The sequence below is a fragment of the Cryobacterium sp. RTC2.1 genome, from assembly GCF_035018685.1.
Classification (GTDB): Bacteria; Actinomycetota; Actinomycetes; order Actinomycetales; family Microbacteriaceae; genus Cryobacterium; species Cryobacterium glucosi.
In genome coordinates, this window is record NZ_JASJXJ010000005.1 from 31,643 (window position 1) to 52,220 (window position 20,578).

Consider the following 20,578-nt stretch of genomic DNA (forward strand, 5'->3'; position numbering starts at 1 on the left):
CCGGGTGAATGTCTTCACACACCGGACAGTCGTCGTCAGGCGACGGGCTCAAGCGGCCCGAGCGCGCAGCGCACGAGGCCGGCCGATCCGTTCGCGGGCCTTCTTCTCGGCGGTGAGGAGATCGGCCTCGCGCACACGGTCGAGCACGAACACGATCAGTCCGCGTTCCTCCCACCGGTAGATCGTCGCGAGGTTCTTTCCAACCCGCTCGGCCGCTTCCTTGCGAGTGAGGAACTTCGTTGTCGTCGTCATGCCGCCTTGCCTTCCTTTTTGCTGAAATTGAGCCAGAGCCCGTCGTCGTCGTAGTCGTGTTTCTCCCAGTCGCACGCAGCGCACAGATAGCGGGTATCGCCACCTTCCCGCCGCGGCGGCGTGACTCTGATCGCCCGCATACCGCAGGCATAGACCGGGCACGGCTGAGCCGCGTAGTACGCCCTGTCAGCGAGAGGCCAACGGCGAATAGCCCGCTCGATCGTCCACACCCCCGAGTGCTCAGCAGGCGGCAGATCGATGAACGCCGCGCACAACGCCTCGACCTGGCTGGCATCGTTCGCCAGCCCGTCGAGCGACGCGAGGATCGCCCACGTCTCGTCGAGCGCTGCGTCGTGCGCTTCCTCGGCGTCGGCGCCCGGCGCAAGCCCGGCGATCCGACTCGTGAACTCACCGAGCGCGGCATAGTATGACCAGCCGCGCAGCGTGCGAATGATGTCATCGGCCGCGTCGATCAGGTCAGACTGCACCGGGGCCGGCGCCGAGTCACCCCGGCTCCCCGTGACCATCTCGCGATCGTAGACAGCCGCTTTCAACGGGTCAGCCTGCGAACGAATCAACGCGATCACGTCAGGCGCAGCGACAATGTTCCGCTTCACTGCCGCGTAGCAGCGCCCGCAGATCAACGCGCCCTCGCGAGCCTCGGACGGACCGCACCCGCGACAGGTCGCCCCGCTCGTCACGCCGTAGTCGGCGCACGCGGCGAAGTGCTCACCGCGATTCATGCACTCACGGATGCACACCCGGCCGCTCACCGGCGAACCCAAAGCCAAAAACCGAGCAACCAGCCGCCGACGAATCCAGCAAACGGAGCGAGGCTCAGGAGAAGTATCTCAGCGCCGGTTGGACACCTAAGAATTCCGAGAAGCGCGGGGAGGCCGACGCGCCCGATCAAGTACCCAACGAGTCCACCGATGATCGCCAGTTCAACGACGACGACCGTCGATACGATTCGGTCGATACGTCGCGACCGGGCGGTGCGTTTCGCGATTTTGGCCTCATTTCCCATGAGTTGTTCCTGCCTTCGGTTCAAGCGCTGCGAGTACTGCGAGCGCAATTCGGAATTGAGTTGATTCGGAGAGCTGTTCAGGCGGCGGTGCCGCCGCTGGCTTCCTTCGGGATTGGTAGGCGAGCATCCGTCGCTCGACGGGTGTCAGGTGCGCGTGCCGCTCGCGCTCGACCCGCTCGGCGTCGAGTCCAGACAGCCACGCGGTGAACGCCTGGTCGGCGACCGTCTCGACATAGGTCGTCATGCGGCCTTGATCTTCGAGAACTTCACGGGCGACGGGTGCCGGCCACACTGGCAACTGCCGAGCGCCCTGCGGTGACAATCGAACCGACCGCACTCGCCAGACACGCCGCCGACCTTCTCGCACGTCAGCGACCGATCCGACAGCCGGAAGAACGGAACGACCTTGCCGCCCCGCTTGACCTCAATCGTGTTGGGCAGGTCAACGCCGGTCGGCGCGTAGATCATCACTCGCACGTAATCCGTCGACGCAAACGTGTACGCGGTATCCATCAGTCAGGCCCCGAATCCGCGAACGTAGGCCGAACCCCGGCGAGCTGTTGATCGTTCCACGAGCGATGACGCAGGCGAGCAGTGCCGCAGTTCCGACAGGGTTTGTCCGTGCCCTGCGGATGCGAGCGACAGAACGGTGACGGCGGCAAGTCCTCTCGAACGGTTCGCGAATATCCACCCTCGGCACCCTCGGCGCCCTCGGCGTCCCTCCACGCGCCCTCCCCCTCGCTGTACCTCTCGCTCTCCCTCTCTTCTCTCTCTCCCTCCCCAGCCGCGAATGGCTCGCGAGCCGTTCGCGAGGAATCCCGGGCCGGTGCTTCGGGTACTTTCGACGCGGCCGGATGGTCCACACGGGGCCACTCGACGACCTGAAAATACGTGCGAGGCCCGATCTGGTACAGGTCGAGATACCCGGCGTCGTCCAGCTCGATCAGATGACCGTTGATCGTCGAGTCCGTCACGTCCGTGTCCAACGGCCACAACGCCGCCTTGATCAGCGCCGCCGTCGCCGACTCCCTCCCGTGGTCGTCGGCGTACAGCCGCAACCCGATCGCCGTCAGCCTCGTCTGCACCGACAGCGCTAACAGGTCCTCGTTCCGAAACATCTCCGGCAAGAGATCCCGTTTTCTCGTCATGCCCATACCTGGCGATCCCTTTCAACATCGTTTTGATTGCGCGCGCGAGGTCGGCGACTGCGACCTTGAAACACTCGGTGAACCCGCGACCGCCGCGCAGCACGTCGAGGCTGTCGTCGGCCGTCGCGAACGCGTGCTCGAACCACCCGTCAAGCTCAGCGAGCGCGCACAGCTCCCAGTTCGACGGGCAATCGCGCATGAGCACGATCACCTCGCCGCCGGTCGCCGTGAGGCCCCGGAGCCGAGACATCTTCCAGGCACGCCCGATCTTGAGCACCTGCCGGTCGGGCCAGTACACGGCGTAAACCATCGATCGTTCCGGCATCGTCATGCGGCCCGTCCCACCTGCCGGCGCGGCGGCGTGCCGCTGTACCCGCCGTCGTCGTCGAGCCACACACGGCCGTAGAGCACATGTTCGATCGGGTGTTCGGTCGGGTCCTGCCCTGATTCGAGAGCGAACCCGACGATCGCCGCCGAGGTCGGGTTAGCGTGCACCCAGCCGTGGCACCCCGTCGTGCCCGAACCGCACATGAGCACGATGTTCGCGGCAGTGTCGGAGCCGCGGCGGCTTCGGAACTTGCGATGGTGCCGGGAGCCGCCCGACCAGATGATGTGACCGCATCGCGCGCAACGCTGCCTCTCGCGACGGTCGACGAGAATGTTAAGGCGCAGTAGCGCGGCGCCGAACAGAACAATGCGGCGCGGCGGCTTCGGGTGCCCGATCACGCGGTCACCGATAGTGTTCGGGTATGACTACCACTGCGGAATTGACCCGGACGTTTGAAGACCTCGCCATCAGCCAGCGCAAGAATGCCGACAGCATCGAAGTTCTCGCCGCCACTCAGGGGCTCCCCTCTGAGGTGCTGGCCGGCGTCGTGACTCAGCTCCGCGAACAGGCTGCAGTGTGCGACTCCTGCGCGCAGGCTCTTCGCGACGGCGACGCCACCTCGATTGATGACATCATGAGCGGCGGAATCGAAGGCCCGTTCATTGGCAACGATGGTCGAGTTCTTTAGACGTTTGCTCACTGTCGGCGCCCCCGCTCGAACATGACCGACTGCATGTTCTTGTTGACGTTCATCAGCCCGTAGTGCTTGGTTTGCAAAGCCTTCTGCGTGTCCTCGGCGTAGTGATACGCGGCGCGCAGCGCGTCCCAGGCGGCTTGCTCGGGCAGCGCTTCGACATCGGCCATTGCCCGCGCGATCGTCACGCCGTAGCTCTTGCCGTGAACCGAGAGCGCCGCGTTCCGTCGCTTCGAGTGCGCGCGTTCGGCGGTGTATCGCTGGTGGTTGAGCTTGTTGAGGTAGTCGGCGATTTCGATCATGAGCACCTCGACCTCGTGCATGATGTTCGCGACGGCGCCGGGGTCGTCGGGCCGCTCGCTGACCAGGGCCTCGGCGCGGTCGCGCAGACTGAGCCATGTTTCGGCGAGCTGGCTGACTGTCGGCCCCTCGGTGGTTTCGATCGCGTCGCTCATGCGGCGAGCCTCATTCCTTCGTATTCGTTGCGGGTGATGATCGCGGCCGAGCGCATCGCACGCTGATTCATGGAGCCGATGCCCCGGCCGCGCCTGGTGTTCTCGGTGTTGTTCACGGGTTCGAGGTGCCATTCGTTGACGCAGAACCGGTATTTGCAGACCGGCCAGACGTGATCGAGGAACAGGCCGTCTGTCACAGCTCCGAACTTGACGATGTACGCGACCCGGTGCGCCCGAACGATGTGCTTGCCGACGCGGAAGTTCCCGTAACCCTCGGAGCTGAGCGCCCCCGTCCACACGTCGCACTCGTCGGCGTCGGCGGCGTTGCGGGTGTCGATCTTGGCCGTGAACCGCGCGAGGAATGTCTCGTCGTGCCGGTGATCCAAGATCGCTTGCATGACCTCGGCGGACGGCACCGCCGTCCACCGCTGGTCCTCGAAATGGGTCATGCGACCGGTGAGGCCGCAGCTCGTTCGGCGGCGGCGCGCGCGGCGCCTGCCGCCCGCCCCGTCTTGCGCTTGCTCGGCGCAGCCTTGCTCGTCGTCGTGCGGGTCGTCGCCGTCTTCCGCTTCGCCGTCGCGACCGCGGCGACGGCATCGCGCGTCTCTTGCGGGAGGCCGGCCAGTGCCGCCCACAGCGCCTCGACCGGGCCAGCACCGCGCAGCGTGCCCGCGTACGCGACGAGCTTGGCCGGGTCGAACGTGGCGCCGGGAGTGCGCGACTGGTGGTCGGCCGAGATACCGCGCGTCGTGTCGGCTGCGAGAGCCGCGACGATCGCGCGGCCCCACGCCGATGTCTCAGCGTTCTGCACCTCGGAGCCGAGGGTGAATTCGGTAGTGCCGGGGAACGGGCACCACCCGGTGCCCTGGCCGGGCCGGGTGTCGTCCGGCGCGCGGAATGCCTCGGCCGTGTAGAGCACGCCGTGCACGCCATCGACCTCGACGAACGCGATCGCCTTCTGTTGCAGTGAGCCCTCGGGGTGCTTCGCGCGGAACTCCCCCAGCCGATCCTTGACGCTGTTGTAGTCCTGGTCGAACTCGTTGTTGCTCACGCCTTGACCTCTTTCCCGGCTGCGATGCGCAGCGACGGCTTGTTCTGTTTGGTTCCCACGAACCGGGCGTAAATGCGAGGGTGTGCCGCCTGAAACGCGGCCTTGTCGAACGTCGCGGTCGGCTTCGGCGTCGACCACGAGAGGTTCCCGAACGGTGTCGCCGCCGTGACCTTCTCTTTGTCGGCGAGCAGCGCGCGAATGGTGGCGTCCGTCTCGTCGAGGCTCGACTGCGCGGCCTCAACGAGTGCCTTGCGTTCGAGGTAGGTCGCGATCAGCTCGTCGTACTCGGTCGGCTTGTACGGCTCGGCGACCTCGGCGAGGAATTCGAGCGCGAGAGCTTCGAGCACCGCGATTCGCTCGTCGTCGCGCTCGATCCAGAACCACTTCGGTTCCATGTGCGTCGGCACGAAATTCTCGTGTTCCTCCCACGCAAACAACCACCGCGACTTGCCCGTGACCCGCATCCCCCACTGGCACTGATCGATGTACCGCCGCGGCACGTCGGAGCGTGCAGGCCACGGGTGCATCGTCGTCTTGCACTCGCTGCCGGCGTCGTCACCGATGCCGTCAGGCGTCGCGAGGAACTTCGGGTTATCGAGCGCAGCGACGACCCACGTCGACGCGGGAATGTCGAACTCGCCGTCGACCCACCTGGCGATGTACACCTCACGAGCACGGCCGTGATCGGTGTACTTGTTCCCGCCGAACCCTCGCGCCTGGCCGAGCTTCTCAGCCATGAGCCGGGCACGGCCAGCAGCGCCAGCCGAGGCGAGCGTCGCGACATCGGTCGCCGTCGCGCCGCCAGACCGAACGGCCAGCCACGCCGGGCGATCCTCGGACTGAGCGAGCGGTGTATATCCGAGTGCGACGTTCCACGCGGTCACGTCGATCAACGGCTCCGACGCGGCATCGGGCGTCGTCGCGGGAGCGGTCACCGCATCGCCGCCCTTCACGCGGCGACCGTCAACGGGAAGTTGACAACCTCGGGAACGATCGAAATGCTCTCTGCCCCGTGCCACGGGTCGAGCTGATTCACCACAGCACGCAGCACGCGAGACGCGCCAGCACCCGACAGCCCGCCCGGGTTGTGCACGTCGACCGTGCCGTCTGACTTCGCGTCGACGCGCAAGGCGACAGCCACGTCGATGCCAGCGCCGCCGTCCTCGTCCGGGTCGAGGATTTCGAACGTCCACCCGTTGTCGAGCCAGCAGGGAATGCGGTTCGTCGTCGGACGGGCCGTGCCCTCGGGGCACAGCTCAATCACGCGCTGAGACACCCACGCCTCGGCGAGGGTGCCGACGATGCGCGTCGCGCCGAGAGTCGCCCGCATACGGGTTCCCTTCCGGGGCGCGTTCCGGGCGATCAGCGACGGCGCGATGTACTCGGGGATAAATGGTTTCGCCATTGTCTTGCCTTCCTGGTGGTAGAGGTTGGGGTCGGCTATGCCGGGTCGAGCGGGTCAGTGCCCTTGATGACGACCCACACGCACACGAGAGCGCCGACGACGGCGAGCCCGAGAATGCCGAGAGGATCGATACCGTGCGGTGCACCACTGAGCGCGGCGTGCATCATGCGGCCACGTCCAGGCGGTCATTGCGCCGGACGAGCATCGCCTCGCGCCGCTCGATCGACTTGGCAGCAGCCGCCCGGTTCGCCCACAGTTGCTTGCGGTCCGTCGCGTCGACGCTGACGGTGACCGTCGTGACGCCGTGGCTGTCGGTGGTGACCCGTTCGCGGCGTTCGTGCTGCCGACTCACGCGGCGGGTCACGAGACGCGTTCCGCAGTGCGGTAGCCGCGAGCGAACAGGCGATCGATCATCGGCTTGTCGGCGACCGTGAACGTGTAGTCGAGGCGGTCGGCGCCGCCGACGACCTCGTGAATGGGCGGGTGCTGCCCGTGCAACCGCTCGTACTCGTCGACCACGGCGGTACGGAAGAACGCGAGCGACAGCATGAGGTCGAAGTCGCGGTAACCCTGCGCGTACAGGTAGTCAGCGAGAGCGATACGGCCCTCGTTGTTGACGTGCTCGGGAGTGAGAAGGCTCGCCTCAATCGGCGTGAAGCCGACAGCCGCCGAGGCATTGTCTCGACGACGCCGCCAGAGCATCATGCGGCCACGTCCAAGTCCGCGTCCTCGACCTGCGTCGCCGCGCGGGACACCGCGTCGGCGTTGATCCGACGCACGGCTGCCGCGAGAGCATTACCAGCACGGCGCAGGTGCGCCGCCTCGGCGACCGACGCCGGCGTTGACCGGGTGCCCACGGTCATGCCGCCAAGTCGATCAGCTCGAATGCCTCGTCGAAGTCGACGCTGTATTTCGTCATTACAGCGCCGATGAAGCGCGACGACGGTTCTGACTTACCCGCCAACTGGCGAGAGGTCGTCGAGATGTCAACGCCCAGTCGGTCGGCGAGCCCGCTCAGCCCTCCGGCCTGCTCTTTTGCCTTAGCGGCCCATGCCGCCCGTACGCGAACTGTCGTCCCCATGATGCTCCTTGCGTAGTTGCAAACTACTGTTTGTCTGACTGCAACGATGACGCTACACGTTGGACTGCGCGTGTGCAAGTGAACATTTGGGTTCTTGCAAAGATGGAAGAAACTTCCAATGCTGCAACCACTTCTTAGGGTTGCCTTGCAACAAAGCTCTTGCGCACTTGCACGCATGCAAGTAGAGTTGTGCCATGACAGAGACACGGTGGTACACGTACGCACGCAACCTCATAGGTGCCGATACCGCGCAAGAGGCGGCTTCCCGAGCTGGTTTCAACAGCTCTTCCTTTTCTCGCTGGAAGGGCGGCGCCAACGCCGAACCCGAGGCGGCCGTCAAACTAGCCCGCGCCTATGGAGCCAACGTGCTCCAAGCGCTTGCCGAGTCTGGACTAATCACAGACGCGGAGGCAGCGCTACACACCGTCACCGTGGGAAATCGCGAGGCGATAGAAGGCGCAGGTAGTCGACAACTACTAGAAGAACTTTTGCGCCGCGACAAGAAATAGCAGGTCCCCCAATTGGTTGCACGACTTCAGGCCGTACCGGTCACCCGACCGAGAGCCGTCGCTTACATTCGCGTGTCGCACGAGCGCGACGAAATGATTTCCCCCGAGCTGCAAGAGACTGCGATCCGCGACCACTGCGCCCGCAACGGGTACGACATCGTGGATGTTCTCAGTGACCTCGACCTGTCCGGCCAATTCTGGAAACGCCGTAAGGTCGAGCAAGCTATCGCCATGATCGAGGCACGAACAGCCGAGGTTGTCGTCGTCTGGAAGATATCCCGAGTCGCCCGCAACCGGCTCGACTGGAACATCGCCGTCGACCGGATCGAGACAGTCGGCGGGCGCCTCGAGTCAGCGACGGAACCGATCGACACGACTAACTCGTCGGGTCGGTTCGCGCGCGGCATCCTCGCCGAGCTGGCCGCGTTCGAGAGCGAGCGCGCCGGGGAGCAATGGCAGGAAACCCACCGCCGCCGCTGGCGCAACGGCCTACCCCACAGCGGCCGGCCCCGCTTCGGATACACCTACGACAAATCGACGTTCTACTCGATCGACCCCGAAACAGGCCCGATCGTCGCCGAGATGTACGCCCGATACATCGCTGGCGAAACCTACGTGTCGATTCGCCGCTGGCTTGAACCGATGAAGCTCGGCACCATGAGCACGCATAAGTCGATCAGTGACTTCCTCGACTCAGGTTTCCCCGCTGGCGTCATCCGGCATCACGACCCCGAATGCGCCCTCGGCCACCGCCCCGGTGCCACCTGCAAAAACACCGTGCGCGACGACGGCGCCCACGAGCGCATCGTCACGCGCGAGGTGTACGACGAATACATGCGGCTGCGAGCCGAACGGGCGTTCATCCCTGCGCGCCTAAAAATGCCGTTCACAAGTTTCGCAGGGCTGATCACCTGCACGCACTGCGGCTGGCGATATGTCCACCACCTCAACAAGGGTCGCCTGGGCCAGTACCGTTGCGGGAACTCGCAGGACTGCCCGTCACCGCACACGGTGAGCAGCGCCCGCCTCGATGGGCTCATTCTCGATTGGCTCCCCGAGTACGCAGGCGCGGTCAACGCTCACGCCGCGTCCACGGCGACCGGCCGCGCCGCAGCGGGCGTAGAGCGCGACCGCCTGAACCGCATCGCGATCGACGCAGACAAGGCTCTTATTCAGCTGTCGATCGATCGCGCCCGCCGCATCATCCCCGAAGCGACCTATATCGCCGCCCGTGACGAGCTGACGGCAGAACGGGACGCAGCCCAGCGACGGTCTGGCGAAATGGTGAAAACGCGCGCAGAAAGCGCACAGCGCCGCAAGGTCGCGCTAGACCTGTTCGAGGCGTGGCCCCTCATGACCGGCACCGAACGCAACAACGTTCTGCGCGACCTGGCGCGCATCCATATCAGCGCCCCCGACCCGGGAACTCGCGCGGTCACCGTGAAGATATGGCCAGTCTGGGATACGCCGACCATCCCGAAGCGTCCGCGTCCCCGCTGACGACTACCGTTTTGCGATACGTGGCATTGACGACGTCGACCCTGCCCGGCGCGGACACCCGGTCGAGCGCGACCTGGGCGTCCTCGCCGAGGTCGCCCAGAAACACCGAGCGGATGCCGCGCCCGTCGAATTCGATCGTGACGCTCCCCGGGTTGCCGGTCTGCATCTCCGACCCGCCGGGCACGGGCCAGAGGATGTCCCAGCGCAGGCCGCCGAGCGTGCCCGCGTCGCCCTTCGCCGCTTGCCGTACCTCGGCGCCGCCCTCGGTGAGCCGGGCGTGCAGCCGTTCGTCCTGCGCGTTCTCGGGGATGCCGACGAGTGCGGTGCCGACCCGGCCGATCACGGCCGCGATTCCGCCGATGTGGTCCATGTCGTAATGGGTCAGCACCAGCAGGTCGATCCGGTCGATCCCGAGCGAGCGCAGGCACTGCTTGAGCGGCTTCGGGTCCGGCCCGACGTCGACGAGGGCGAAGCGGTCCCGGTCGGTCCCGTGGTCCCTGACGACGACGGCATCACCCTGGCCGATATCGCACGCTGCGATCTGCCAGTCGGCGGGGAAGGTCAGGGCGCGGCCGATGCCCTTTCCGATCAGGGTGCCCGCGTATCCACCGACGACCAGCACAAGCACCACGAGCGCGACGGCCGACCAGCCGTCGAGCGTCGAGCGGGTCCGGCGGGCACCGCGTGAACCGGCGTCGCCGTCGCGGCCTCCCATTCGCTCCCCGATTCCGGCTCGTGACCCGGTCCGTGTGCCCTGCCGCAGAAGCAACACGAGCACGGCCGCGGTGAGGACCAGGGTCACGAGCACCCCCAATGGCCCGCCGAGCCAGGGCAGGCTGCTGCCCGGCAGCTCCGCCGCGGTCCGCGCGACTGCGGCGATCCACGCGGACGGGACCCACGCCGCCCAGAGAACGACGCCTGCCACGCCGGGGAGCCAGGGCAGCAGCAGGCACGCCGCAAGGCCGAGGACCGTGGCGAGCGGGGCCGCCGGCTCGGCGAGCAGGTTGGCCGGAACGCCATAGAGCGGAAAGGTGGGGCTTAGCAGCACGAGCACGGGCTGGCAGGCCAGCTGCGCTGCGAGCGGGATCGCGATCAGGGCGGCGAGCCCGGTCGGCAGCCAGCGGGCCAGGGATCGGGTCAGCGGCCCGGCAAGCACGAGAAGGCCGCCGGTGGCGAGCACGGAAAGTGCGAACCCGTAGCTGCGGGACAGCCAGGGGTCCGTCGCCAGCAGCACGATGACGGACAGCGCGAGCAGGGGCAGACCGCGACCGGGCCTGCCGATGCCCAGTCCGATGAGGAGCACCGCCGCCATCACGGCGGCGCGGAGCACGCTCGGCTCGGGGGTGACGAGCACGACGAAGCCGAGCAGGACGCCGAGCGACAGGGTGATGCGCGCACCGCGCCCGAGCCGGAGCCGGCCGAGCCTGAGCCTGGCGCCGATCAGCATGATGATCGCGATCACGACCGCGCAATTCGCCCCGGAGACCGCGGTAAGGTGGCTGAGCGAGCTGGACTTCATCGCCGCGTCGAGGTCGTCGCCGACGGCACTCGTGTCGCCGATCGCGAGCCCGGGCAGGAGCGCTCCCCCGTCACCGGGGAGGGTTGCGGCCGAGGCGGCGAAGCGGGCGCGCAATTCGTCGGCCCAGTCGAGCCACCACGGCGCTTCGGCGACGGGCACCGGTCGTCCGTCGCCGAAGACCAGCAGCGCGGCGGAGTCGCCCGGCTCCGTGGACACGAGTGTCGCGTCCAGGCTCACGGTCGCACCGATCCGCAGGCTCTCCCCCGCCGCCGCTGCGAACACGAGGACCGGAACGGACAGGCCGTCCCCGGTGTCGTGCGCGGCTGCCCTGGCCGAACCGGTCCCCGCGTCCAGTGCGACGAGGGCGCCCCTGAACCGAATGCGCCCGCTCCCTGCGCCGGCGCCGGGATCGGCATCGGCACCGGCATCGCAACCACCGAATCCCGACAGTGCCGGGGCCCTGGCCGGCACGGAACCGACCACGATCCGCGCCGCGACAGGCACATGGGCCGCCGCGATCTTCGCGACGCCGGCCGGCAGTCGGGCGGGTGCCGCGACCGCGACGAGCGAGGCCAGGAGGGCCGCGGCCGTGCAGCAGACCAGGACGGTTCCCGCGGTCACCGTCCGGTTCGCGGGCAACCGGGTCGCCAGGCGCCGGATCGCCCGGCGGATCCCCGCGCCGGCCGCGGGGCTGGACACCGAGCGCGGGTCTCCCCTGCGCGCCAGGAGGACCGCGTATCCGGTCGCAGCGAGCACGGCCCCCCACAGGGCCGCCGCGGCCGGCCCTGCGGACACCGGGGCGCCCGTGAGCCACCAGGCCGTTGCCCAGGCCGTTGCCGCGGGGATCACGAGGCGTGCGTCCGCCCTGGAACTACCTCCCGTCGGCGGTCTCACACCGTCACGAGGTCTTTCAGGGCCTCGAAGGTCTTGTCTCCGATCCCGGTCACGTTCCGGAGGTCCTCGATGGCGGCGAAGGGTCCGTTCGCGGACCGGTAGTCGACGATGCGCTGCGCCATGGCCGGGCCGATCCGTGGCAGCGCGTCCAGCTCGGACACCGTCGCCCGGTTGAGATTGATCTTCACCGCCGGAAGACCGGCCGCTCCACCTGAACCGGCCGCGCTTCCGCCGGTGCCGCCGGTGCCACCGGTGCCGCCCGCTCCACCCGGTACCGTCTCACCGATGGCGGGCAGGTAGACCTGCTCGCCGTCCGCGAGCGGCCGGGCGAGATTGGTCCCTGCCGGATCGGCCGCCGCGGTGAATCCCCCTGCAGCCGACACGGCGTCGACCACGCGGGCACCGACCGGCAATTCGAACAGGCCCGGCCGGAGGACGGCACCGAGGACGTGCACGAGGATGACGGGTGTGCGAGCGGCGTCCGGAGACGGCGAGGCCCGCCCCGTTCCGGAGCCGGCCGCTCCGGAGGCAGGACCCTTGTCTGGGGAGGCCGGCGGGGACGCCGTCGACGTTCCGCGGCCTGCGGCTCCGCCCACCGCGGAGACGAGGACCTGCCGCCCGGCCTGCGGCCCGAGCGCGGTGACGATCACCGCGATGAGGAGAGCGGCCAGCACAAGCACGACCGCCGCGCCCAGGCCGATCCGGAGCCTGGCCCGGTTCGGCCGGCGGGCGGACGGCGAGAGGGTGTCGAGCGGCGACATCCGGTCGGGAAACGGCCCAGCCGCGTCGGCGGGGTTCGGCTCCAGGTCGTGACCCCGGCCGGACCGCCCTCCCTGCCCTGTCCCGGGTTCCCCGTCCGGCCAGGACGAGGGTCGTGGAGTCTCCATCCGGGCAGGCTATGCGCGCCGCCCCGCGGGGCGCCGGCCCGGGCCGGACCGGTGGACAACCGGACCGGCCCCAGGCCTGTCGAGGGCGCGCAACGCGCATCGGCGAGGGCACTGGCACCTCGAGGATCCTCGAGGTGCCTCAGGACCTCACGACGTCAGGACCTCAGACGGGCTTGGTGACGATGCTCACGAGCTTCGGCGCCCGGACGATCACGTGGACGATCTCCCGGTCCCCGATCGAGCGAATGACCGATGCGGATGCGCGGGCGAGGCCCTCGAGGTCGTCAGCGGAGATCTTCGGCGAGACCACGAGGCGCTCGCGCACCTTGCTGTCGACCTGCACGATCGCCGTGACGGACTCCTCGACGAGGAGCCGCGGGTCGGCCTTGCGCCACTGGGCGAGCGCGACGCACGGCTCGTAGCCGAGGCGCTGCCACATGTCCTCCGCGGTGTACGGCGCGAAGAGGTTGAGCGCCATGGCGGTCGCCTCAGCGGCCTCCCGCACCGCGGCATCGGCCGGGCCTGCGCCGGTGTCGATGACCTTACGGGTCGCGTTCACGAGCTCCATCAGGCGTGCGACGACGACGTTGAACTTGAAGGACTCGATCAGGCCGGGCGCGTCGGCGAGGAAGCGGTGCGTGACCCGGCGGAGGGCGGGGTCACCGGTCTTCCACAGCACGTCGGGCGCGCTCGTGACGTCCTTGGCCATGCGCCAGGCGCGGGCGAGGAACTTGGCCGAGCCGACCGGGGAGACGTCCGCCCAGTCGATGTCGTCCTCCGGCGGGCCGGCGAAGGCCATCGTGAGGCGCACGGCGTCGACGCCGAACTGGTCGATCTCCTCGGTGAAGTAGACGAGGTTGCCCTTGCTCTTGGACATCTTGGTGCCGTCGAGGATGACCATGCCCTGGTTGAGCAGTGCGGTGAACGGCTCGGTGAACGTCACGTAACCGAGGTCGAAGAGCACCTTGGTGATGAACCGGGCGTAGAGCAGGTGCAGGATCGCGTGCTCGACGCCGCCGACGTACTGGTCGACGGGAGCCCACTTCTCGGCTTCCTTCGGGTCGAAGGCCTGGGTGTCGTCGTTCGGGTTCAGGAACCGGAGGAAGTACCAGGAGCTGTCGACGAAGGTGTCCATCGTGTCGGCGTCGCGGCGCGCAGGGGTGCCGTCGATCGGGTTGGGTACGTTGACCCAGTCCGTGGCGCCGCCGAGCGGCGAGGTCCCCTTCGGCTTGAGATCGAGGCCCTCCGTCGAGGGCAGCAGCACCGGAAGCTGGTCTTCGGGCACGGGGATCTCTGCGCCGTCCTGGCCGTGGATGATCGGGATCGGGGTGCCCCAGTAACGCTGGCGGGAGATGAGCCAGTCGCGCAGCCGGTAGTTCTTCGCGGCCCTTCCGGTGCCGTCCTGGGTGAGCTGCTCGACGATGCGCTTGATCGCGTTGTTCTTGCTGAGGCCGGTGAGGGCTCCGGAATTGATCAGGCGGCCTTCCCCGGCCAGCGCGACACCGGTTTCTGCCGGATCGAGCGGCGTGGGGTCGAGCGGCAGTTCCTCCGTGCCGTCGATCATGCCGGGCGTGATCACGGGCAGGGTACCGGTCAGGGGCGCCGTCGTGTCGACGACGACCCGGACGGGCAGGTCGAACTTCCGGGCGAAATCGAGGTCGCGCTGGTCGTGTGCGGGAACGGCCATCACGGCGCCATGTCCGTAGTCCGCGAAGACGTAGTCTGCGGCCCAGATCGGCAGGCGTTCACCGTTGACGGGGTTGATCGCGAAACGTTCGAGGAAGACGCCGGTCTTCGGCCGGTCGGTGGCCTGGCGCTCGATGTCCGTGCTCTTCTGCATCTGCACGAGATAGTCCTGGAAGCGCTTGCGCACCTCGGGAGTGGAGTCGGCGACGAGCTCGGCGGCGAGGTCGGAGTCGGGGGCCACGACCATGAAGGTCGCGCCGAAGAGGGTATCCGGGCGGGTCGTGAAGACGCTCACGACGGCCTCCCGGCCCTCGATGGCGAAGTCGACGTCGGCGCCGATGGAGCGGCCGATCCAGTTGCGCTGCATGTTGAGGACCTTGGCCGGCCAGGTGCCCTCGAGCTGGTTGAGGTCGTCGAGCAGGCGGTCGGCGTAGTCGGTGATCTTGAAGTACCACTGGGTGAGCTTCTTCTTGATCACGATCGCGCCGCTGCGGTCGCTCGTGCCGTCCGGCAGGACCTGCTCGTTCGCGAGCACGGTCTGGTCGATCGGGTCCCAGTTGACCCAGCTGTCCTTGCGGTAGGCGAGGCCCTTCTTGTACAGCTGCAGGAACAGCCATTGGTTCCACTTGTAGTACTCGGGGTCGCTCGTGTGCAGTTCACGCGACCAGTCGAAGGAGGCGGCGTAGAGCTTCATGCTCTTCTTCTGCTGCGCGATGTTGTCATAGGTCCAGCCGCGCGGGTCGATGCCGCGCTTGATGGCCGCGTTCTCGGCGGGGAGGCCGAAGGAGTCCCAGCCGATCGGGTGCAGCACGTTGAAGCCCTGCTGGCGCCAGTACCGGGCGACGATGTCGCCGAGCGCGTAGACCTCGGCGTGGCCCATGTGCAGGTCGCCTGAGGGATACGGGAACATGTCGAGCACGTACTTGCGCGGACGGGTGTCGTCGGGGTCGCTCGTCCGGAACGGTTCGAGCTCGTCCCAGATGGGTTGCCACTTCGCCTGGATCGCGGCGAAGTCATAGACGTCCTCGTCGATCTCTACGCCGTATGGGGTGCGGTCGTGCTCGTGTGCCACGGGACTCTCATTCTGGTGATTCGGGCGTGAACGCTTCACAGTCCAAGCTTCTAGGTTACTCAACCCGCGCCGGTAACGAGGTCAGGGCCGCAACCGAGCACGGTCAGGAGCGCCGCGGCCTTGATCCGGGTCTCCTCGACCTCCTCCGCCGGGACGGACAGGGTGGTGATTCCGCCGCCGGTTCCGATCGAGGCTCCTGCGGGATCGAGGACGATGCTGCGGATCACCATGGCGAGGTCGACGGCTCCGTCGCGGCCGAAGTAGCCGAACGCACCCGAGTAGATGCCGCGCGGACCGTCCTCGAGGCCGCGCAGCAGGCTGACGGCGCTCTGCTTGGGCACCCCCGTCATCGAACCGGCCGGGAAGCAGGACCGGACGGCATCCGTGCCCGTGAGCCCCGCGGCGAGGCGCGCCTCGACCGTGCTCACGAGCTGGTGGACGTGCGCGTAGCTCTCGACGTCGAGGAGGCGGGTGACGGCGACGGTGCCGAGTTCGGCCACCCGGCCGAGGTCGTTGCGCATCAGGTCGACGATCATCAGGTTCTCGGCGCGTTCCTTGTCACTCGCGGCGAGGTCGGCGCGGAGGCCGGCATCGGAGGCGGGATCCGCGGAACGCGGCCTGGTGCCCTTGATCGGTTTGCTCGAGAGGCTGCCGTCGGTGCCGACGGTGAGGAACTGCTCCGGCGATGCGCTCAACAGGGCGGTGTCCCCGAAGCGCAGCAGGCCGCCGTGGTGGCTCGGGCTGCCGGCCCGCAGCCGGTGGTAGGCCACGACGGGGTGCGGTCGCACGTCGACGGTGATCTCGTTGGTGAGGCAGAGCTGGTAGGCGTCCCCCGCGGCGATGAAGGCCTGGCAGCGTTCGATCAGGGCCGCGTAGTCGGCTGAGCCGTGCCGCCAGCGGGCGCGGGGCGGTGATCCGGGCTGCTCGGGCGCGACGTCCACCGCAGCCACCGCGCCGGCCGACGACAGTGGATGCCGCGCCGCAGGAGAACTGTCCCGTCGCGCCCGCACGGCGCGGGCCCAGTCCTCGGCAAGGCGGGCCGGCTCCCCCGGCTGCCTGCGGGCGAGCAGGGTGACGGTGCGGCTCTCGTGGTCGAAGGCGAGCATCCGGTCGACCTCGAGCAGGGCGGCGTCGGGGTAGCGCGAGGGAGGCTGCGGCACGCCCAGGGTCTGGGCGCCGAGCTCGTACCCGAGCCAGCCGACCCAGCCGAGGTGGAAGCCGCCTGCTCCCTCACCGCCCGGCGGGCCGCCAGGCGTGGTGAGATCGGTGCTGAGAAAGTCGAAAACGGTGCCGGTGCTCGTGGCGGGCACGGTGAGCGGGTCGCCGGGAACCGTCACGGTCACGGTTCCATCCAGTACCGAGGCGGTCACGAACCGGGAGCGTTCGGTCGGCCCGGCGAGGTAGCTGAAGCCGGCCTGCGCGCCGGGGCCGGCGTCGAGCCAGATCGCGTGGGCACTGTCCCGGTAGAGCGCGTCGAAGGCATCCGCCGGGTCCCACCAGCCGTCGAGGTCCCAGCGTTCGACGTCGCCCCTGCCGGGACTGCGACGAGGACGGGCTGATGCGGACACGCCCCCAGCCTAGGGCGCTCGCCGGACCGGACCGGCAGATTCAGACGGGCGGGCCCGGGAGTGCCGGACGGGCTCGGACGGGCAGGGTCAGGCGGGAAGGGTCACCCGGGCGGTGATGAGCTCATCGGGCACCGGGGTGTGCGAGATGAGCAGGACGGCCCTGCCGTCCTCTGCCGCCGTCGCGAGGATGTCCCGAACGAGACGGTCGCCCTGCGCCTCGTCCACGTTCGCGGTGGGTTCGTCGACGACGAGCACGGGGAAGTCCGCCAGGAGCGCCCTGGCGAGGGCGATCCGCTGGGCCTGGCCGCCGGAGACGAGGGCACCGCGTTCGCCGACCCTCGCGTCCAGTCCTCCGCGCTGTGCGGTCCAGTCGCCGAGGCCGACCCGGTCGAGCACGGCGAGCAGGTCGTCGTCGCTCGCGGTTTCCCTGGCGAACAGCAGGTTCTGGCGGATGCTGTCGTCGAAGAGCCAGGGTTGTTGCTCGCACAGTCCGACGACGCGGCGCACGGCGGAGGGTGCGAGCGTGTTCGCCTCGACCCCGTCGAGCGTGTACGAACCGGTGTAGTCGAGGAAACGGACGAGCACCTGCGCGAGCGTGGTCTTGCCGGCGCCGCTCTGGCCGGCGAGGTGGACGCGTTCACCGGGGCCGAGGCGGAGGGTCACGCCGGAGACGCCGGGCTCCGTGGCGCCGGGCCAGGAAGCGCCGACCCCTCTCAGCAGCAGCACAGGCTGCGCGGACATGGCGGCGACGGCGTCCCGCCCGGAATCGGCGTCGCTCTCGATCGGGATCTCCCGCGGGACCGTGGTGGGTACGGCATCCGCAACACGTTGGGCGCTCGATCGCACCTGGCGCCAGGCGCCGAGGGCGGCCGGCACGACGGCGAAGATCTCGAAGACCGCCATCGGAACGAGCACGATCACGGCGAAATCGGGGCCGGGCAGGCTGCCGCCCGAGAGCCCGCCGAACCCGGCGAGCAGCGCTGCGACGGTCGCGGCGCCCGCGAAAAGGGAGAGCACGGCGCCCTGGATGCCGACGCCGACGGATCGGCGCAGGGTGGCCAGGCGCAGCCGGTCGTCGGCGCCGGCCAGCCCTTCGAGACGGGCGTCGAGCACTCCGAAGGCCGTGAGCACGTCGATGTTCTCGACGAGTTCGAGCACCCGGTCGGCGAGGTCCCCGCGGAGTGGAGCGAGCTCCCGCTCGGAGCCGGCGGCGACGCTCCCCGACGCGGCCGTGCCGAGCACTCCGGCGAGGACGAGACAGAGCGCCAGTCCGAGGGCCGCGAGCGGCGAGAGCAGCCAGACGCCCACGACGCTCACCACGGCGAGCATCCCGGCCGTTGCCAGCGGTTGCACGACCCGCAGCGGGAAGTCCTGCAGGTCGTCGACGTCCCGGACGAGACGCGTGAGCAGGTCACCGCGGCGGGTGTTCGCGAGTCCAGCGGGGGCGAGCGGCAGGATGCGTTCGAAGACGCCGACCCGGAGCGCTGCGAGCTGGCGGAAGGCGGCATCGTGGCTCGTGAGCCGGTCGAGGTAGCGGAACGCGGAGCGGCCGAGGGCGAAGGCGCGCACGCCGACGATCGCCATCGACAGGTAGAGGATCGGCGGCTGTTCGGCGGCGCGGGTGATCAGCCAGGCGCTCGTCGCGAGCAGGGCCACGGCGGAGAGGGCGCTCGCGACGCCGGCGGCCAGCCCGGGCAGGAAACGCCGCGTGGACGGCTGGGCGAGCCGCAGGATCGCGCGGACCCTGGCGGGGGGCAGGAACTCAGACATGGGCGTCCTCCCCGAGCGAAACGGCGGATGCCGGCACCTCGGACACCGGGACGACCTGCAGAACGAGGTCGGCCGCGGCGACGACGGCCGGTCGGTGGCTCACCACGATGACGATCGTGCCGGCGGCCGCGAGCTCGCGAAGGCCCGCGATCAACCGGCCTTCTGCGGCCTCGTCGAGGGCGGAGCTCGGTTCGTCGAGGACGAGCACCGGGCATCGGTCCGCCAGCGTGCGATAGATGGCCCTCGCCGCGGCGACGCGTTGAGCCTGGCCGCCCGAGAGACCGTCCCCGTTCACGCCGAGGGCTGTCCCTGGGTCCAGGTCGCCGCCGCCGGCGAGGTCGAGTGCGCGGGCCACGAGGGCCTGGTCGACGCCGGGGGCGCCGAGCGCGACGTTGTCTGCGATCGTCCCGGAGAGGAGTCCCGGCCGTTGGCCGGCCCAGGCGAGCCAGGGCCGAGGACCCCCGGGCACGACGGCCGTTTCGCCGAGGGTGATGGAGCCGGAATACGGCACGAAGCCCTGGAGGGTCGCGACGAGGGTCGACTTGCCCGCGCCGCTCGGCCCTGCGATGACCGCGAGCCGGCCGGGCGCGAGCGTCGCGCTGAACGCGGCGAGCGTCACGGTCGTTCCGCGTCGCACGGTGACCGCGTCGAAGCGAAGGGAGCCCGTCGGCGTCGTGACCGAAGCCGGCACCGCAGGCGCCGCGGCATCCGCTGCATCCGCTGTCTTCGCTGAATCCGCTGTCTCCATCGCCGTCCCGGCTGCCGGACCGCCCTCGATGATCAGGAAGACTTCTTCGGCCGCGGCGAGTCCGTCGGCGGCGGCGTGGAACTGAACGCCGATCTGGCGCACCGGGAGGAACGCCTCCGGCGCGAGCAGCAGCACGAAGAGTCCGACGCCGAGTCCGAGCGAGCCGTCGACGAGCCGCAGGCCGATCGACACCGCAACGAGCGCGACCGAGAGGCTCGCCCCGAGCTCGAGCACGAAGCCGCTCAGGAATGACACCCGGAGCACCTTCATGGTGCGAGCCCGGTAGTCCTCGGTGATCGTGCGCACCCGTTCGGTCTGCCGGCGTTCCCTGCCGAAGATCTTGAGGGTGCCGAGGCCGCCGACGAGGTCGAGGAAGCCGGTGCCGAGCCGCTGCAGCGACTCCCACTGCTGCTTCTGTACGGCCTGGGTGGCCTGGCCGATCAGGACCATGAACAGCGGAATGAGCGGGAGCACGATGATCACCGTGATGCCGCTCGGGAGGTCCTGCCACAGCATCACGAGCACGAGGATCGGCGTCGCGATCCCGGCGAGGAGCAGCTGCGGCAGATACCTGGCGAAGTAGTTGTCGAGGGCGTCGAGCCCCTGGGTCGCGAGGGTGGAGACGCGTGCGCCCTGCTGGCCGGCAAGCCAGTCCGGGCCACGCTCGGCGACCCCGCGCAGTACCCGGGTGCGCAGCTGGCTCTTGACGGATGCCGCGCCGCGGCTCGCCGCGACCTCGAGCAGCCAGACGAGCGCGGCGCGCAGGACCACGACCGCGGCGATCCCCCCGACGTACGGACCGAGTTCGGTCACGTCGTGGCCTCCCACCGCGAGCGTGATCACCTGGCTGAGCAACCAGGAGAAGACGACGACGACGAGCGTCTGCGCCAGACCGAGCACGGCACCGATGACCAGGAACCACCGCGCGGCAGAGGCGTAGCGGAGCAGCCGGGGGTCGAGGGGTCGCATGTACTCGTTCTGTTC

At 68.9% G+C, this 20,578-nt stretch carries 26 protein-coding genes; 3 read left to right on the forward strand and 23 right to left on the reverse strand.

The annotated features are described in order from the left end of the window. Positions 1-48: 48 nt before the first annotated feature. From QN357_RS01545 to QN357_RS01575, 7 genes are all read right to left on the reverse strand, one after another. The gene (locus QN357_RS01545) at positions 49-252 is read right to left on the reverse strand and encodes a hypothetical protein (protein ID WP_323504331.1); all 204 of its coding nucleotides are present in this window, start codon (positions 250-252) and stop codon (positions 49-51) included. Next, positions 249-995, reverse strand: coding sequence for a hypothetical protein (locus QN357_RS01550; RefSeq protein WP_323504332.1), 747 nt, complete (start codon positions 993-995; stop codon positions 249-251). The genes QN357_RS01545 and QN357_RS01550 overlap by 4 nt, the downstream gene beginning before the upstream one ends. A 26-nt stretch (positions 996-1,021) precedes the next feature. Then, positions 1,022-1,279 (reverse strand): hypothetical protein, encoded by a 258-nt coding sequence (locus QN357_RS01555; RefSeq protein WP_323504333.1) that lies wholly within the window; start codon positions 1,277-1,279, stop codon positions 1,022-1,024. Then, on the reverse strand, positions 1,269-1,523 hold the full coding sequence (locus tag QN357_RS01560; RefSeq protein WP_323504334.1) for a hypothetical protein: 255 nt from the start codon (positions 1,521-1,523) through the stop codon (positions 1,269-1,271). Before QN357_RS01560 ends, QN357_RS01555 begins: the two co-directional genes overlap by 11 nt. After that, positions 1,520-1,792 (reverse strand): hypothetical protein, encoded by a 273-nt coding sequence (locus tag QN357_RS01565; RefSeq protein ID WP_323504335.1) that lies wholly within the window; start codon positions 1,790-1,792, stop codon positions 1,520-1,522. Before QN357_RS01565 ends, QN357_RS01560 begins: the two co-directional genes overlap by 4 nt. After that, positions 1,792-2,427: a hypothetical protein gene (locus tag QN357_RS01570; RefSeq protein ID WP_323504336.1), complete on the reverse strand. Its 636-nt coding sequence runs from the start codon at positions 2,425-2,427 to the stop codon at positions 1,792-1,794. The genes QN357_RS01565 and QN357_RS01570 overlap by 1 nt, the downstream gene beginning before the upstream one ends. A gap of 327 nt (positions 2,428-2,754) precedes the next feature. After that, on the reverse strand, positions 2,755-3,153 hold the full coding sequence (locus QN357_RS01575; RefSeq protein WP_323504337.1) for a hypothetical protein: 399 nt from the start codon (positions 3,151-3,153) through the stop codon (positions 2,755-2,757). 23 nt (positions 3,154-3,176) lie between these two features. Here QN357_RS01575 and QN357_RS01580 point away from each other — a divergent pair, with 23 nt between their 5' ends. Beyond that, positions 3,177-3,443 (forward strand): hypothetical protein, encoded by a 267-nt coding sequence (locus QN357_RS01580; RefSeq protein WP_323504338.1) that lies wholly within the window; start codon positions 3,177-3,179, stop codon positions 3,441-3,443. An 8-nt stretch (positions 3,444-3,451) separates the two neighbouring features. Here QN357_RS01580 and QN357_RS01585 read toward each other — a convergent pair whose 3' ends face one another. From QN357_RS01585 to QN357_RS01630, 10 genes are all read right to left on the reverse strand, one after another. Then, the gene (locus tag QN357_RS01585) at positions 3,452-3,904 is read right to left on the reverse strand and encodes a hypothetical protein (protein ID WP_323504339.1); all 453 of its coding nucleotides are present in this window, start codon (positions 3,902-3,904) and stop codon (positions 3,452-3,454) included. Continuing rightward, entirely contained in the window at positions 3,901-4,353 is a 453-nt protein-coding gene (locus tag QN357_RS01590) for a hypothetical protein (protein WP_323504340.1), read from the reverse strand. Before QN357_RS01590 ends, QN357_RS01585 begins: the two co-directional genes overlap by 4 nt. Further along, positions 4,350-4,955: a hypothetical protein gene (locus tag QN357_RS01595; protein WP_323504341.1), complete on the reverse strand. Its 606-nt coding sequence runs from the start codon at positions 4,953-4,955 to the stop codon at positions 4,350-4,352. Before QN357_RS01595 ends, QN357_RS01590 begins: the two co-directional genes overlap by 4 nt. Further along, positions 4,952-5,908 (reverse strand): YqaJ viral recombinase family protein, encoded by a 957-nt coding sequence (locus QN357_RS01600; RefSeq protein WP_323504342.1) that lies wholly within the window; start codon positions 5,906-5,908, stop codon positions 4,952-4,954. The genes QN357_RS01595 and QN357_RS01600 overlap by 4 nt, the downstream gene beginning before the upstream one ends. Further along, on the reverse strand, positions 5,905-6,285 hold the full coding sequence (locus tag QN357_RS01605; protein ID WP_323504343.1) for a hypothetical protein: 381 nt from the start codon (positions 6,283-6,285) through the stop codon (positions 5,905-5,907). Before QN357_RS01605 ends, QN357_RS01600 begins: the two co-directional genes overlap by 4 nt. A gap of 110 nt (positions 6,286-6,395) precedes the next feature. Next, on the reverse strand, positions 6,396-6,527 hold the full coding sequence (locus QN357_RS01610) for a hypothetical protein (protein ID WP_323504344.1): 132 nt from the start codon (positions 6,525-6,527) through the stop codon (positions 6,396-6,398). Next, positions 6,524-6,712 (reverse strand): hypothetical protein, encoded by a 189-nt coding sequence (locus tag QN357_RS01615; RefSeq protein ID WP_323504345.1) that lies wholly within the window; start codon positions 6,710-6,712, stop codon positions 6,524-6,526. Before QN357_RS01615 ends, QN357_RS01610 begins: the two co-directional genes overlap by 4 nt. A gap of 8 nt (positions 6,713-6,720) precedes the next feature. After that, positions 6,721-7,065, reverse strand: a complete 345-nt coding sequence (locus QN357_RS01620) for a hypothetical protein (RefSeq protein ID WP_323504346.1) — start codon at positions 7,063-7,065, stop codon at positions 6,721-6,723. Next, positions 7,062-7,223, reverse strand: coding sequence for a hypothetical protein (locus QN357_RS01625; RefSeq protein WP_323504347.1), 162 nt, complete (start codon positions 7,221-7,223; stop codon positions 7,062-7,064). The genes QN357_RS01620 and QN357_RS01625 overlap by 4 nt, the downstream gene beginning before the upstream one ends. Further along, complete coding sequence (locus QN357_RS01630) at positions 7,220-7,441, reverse strand: hypothetical protein (RefSeq protein ID WP_323504348.1); 222 nt, start codon at positions 7,439-7,441, stop codon at positions 7,220-7,222. Before QN357_RS01630 ends, QN357_RS01625 begins: the two co-directional genes overlap by 4 nt. A 194-nt stretch (positions 7,442-7,635) precedes the next feature. Here QN357_RS01630 and QN357_RS01635 point away from each other — a divergent pair, with 194 nt between their 5' ends. Continuing rightward, positions 7,636-7,950: a hypothetical protein gene (locus QN357_RS01635; RefSeq protein WP_323504349.1), complete on the forward strand. Its 315-nt coding sequence runs from the start codon at positions 7,636-7,638 to the stop codon at positions 7,948-7,950. Between the two features lie 12 nt (positions 7,951-7,962). Further along, positions 7,963-9,450 carry a recombinase family protein gene (locus QN357_RS01640; protein ID WP_323504350.1) on the forward strand — a complete coding sequence of 496 codons (1,488 nt, stop codon included), beginning with the start codon at positions 7,963-7,965 and terminating at the stop codon, positions 9,448-9,450. Here the strand turns inward: QN357_RS01640 and QN357_RS01645 are convergent. The 6 genes from QN357_RS01645 to cydD form a co-directional block, all read right to left on the reverse strand. Then, on the reverse strand, positions 9,386-11,818 hold the full coding sequence (locus QN357_RS01645) for a ComEC/Rec2 family competence protein (RefSeq protein WP_323504351.1): 2,433 nt from the start codon (positions 11,816-11,818) through the stop codon (positions 9,386-9,388). The genes QN357_RS01640 and QN357_RS01645 overlap by 65 nt on opposite strands. 41 nt (positions 11,819-11,859) lie before the next feature. Then, a complete protein-coding gene (locus QN357_RS01650) occupies positions 11,860-12,750 on the reverse strand; it encodes a helix-hairpin-helix domain-containing protein (RefSeq protein WP_322189666.1) in 891 nt (296 codons plus the stop codon). Between the two features lie 163 nt (positions 12,751-12,913). Next, the gene (gene leuS, locus QN357_RS01655; protein ID WP_134446069.1) at positions 12,914-15,508 is read right to left on the reverse strand and encodes a leucine--tRNA ligase; all 2,595 of its coding nucleotides are present in this window, start codon (positions 15,506-15,508) and stop codon (positions 12,914-12,916) included. A gap of 59 nt (positions 15,509-15,567) precedes the next feature. Further along, a complete protein-coding gene (locus QN357_RS01660) occupies positions 15,568-17,076 on the reverse strand; it encodes an anthranilate synthase component I family protein (protein WP_322135921.1) in 1,509 nt (502 codons plus the stop codon). An 87-nt stretch (positions 17,077-17,163) separates the two neighbouring features. Further along, positions 17,164-18,846, reverse strand: coding sequence for a thiol reductant ABC exporter subunit CydC (gene cydC, locus QN357_RS01665; protein ID WP_322140790.1), 1,683 nt, complete (start codon positions 18,844-18,846; stop codon positions 17,164-17,166). After that, complete coding sequence (gene cydD / locus QN357_RS01670; protein ID WP_322140789.1) at positions 18,839-20,563, reverse strand: thiol reductant ABC exporter subunit CydD; 1,725 nt, start codon at positions 20,561-20,563, stop codon at positions 18,839-18,841. Before cydD ends, cydC begins: the two co-directional genes overlap by 8 nt. Between the last annotated feature and the right edge of the window lie 15 nt (positions 20,564-20,578).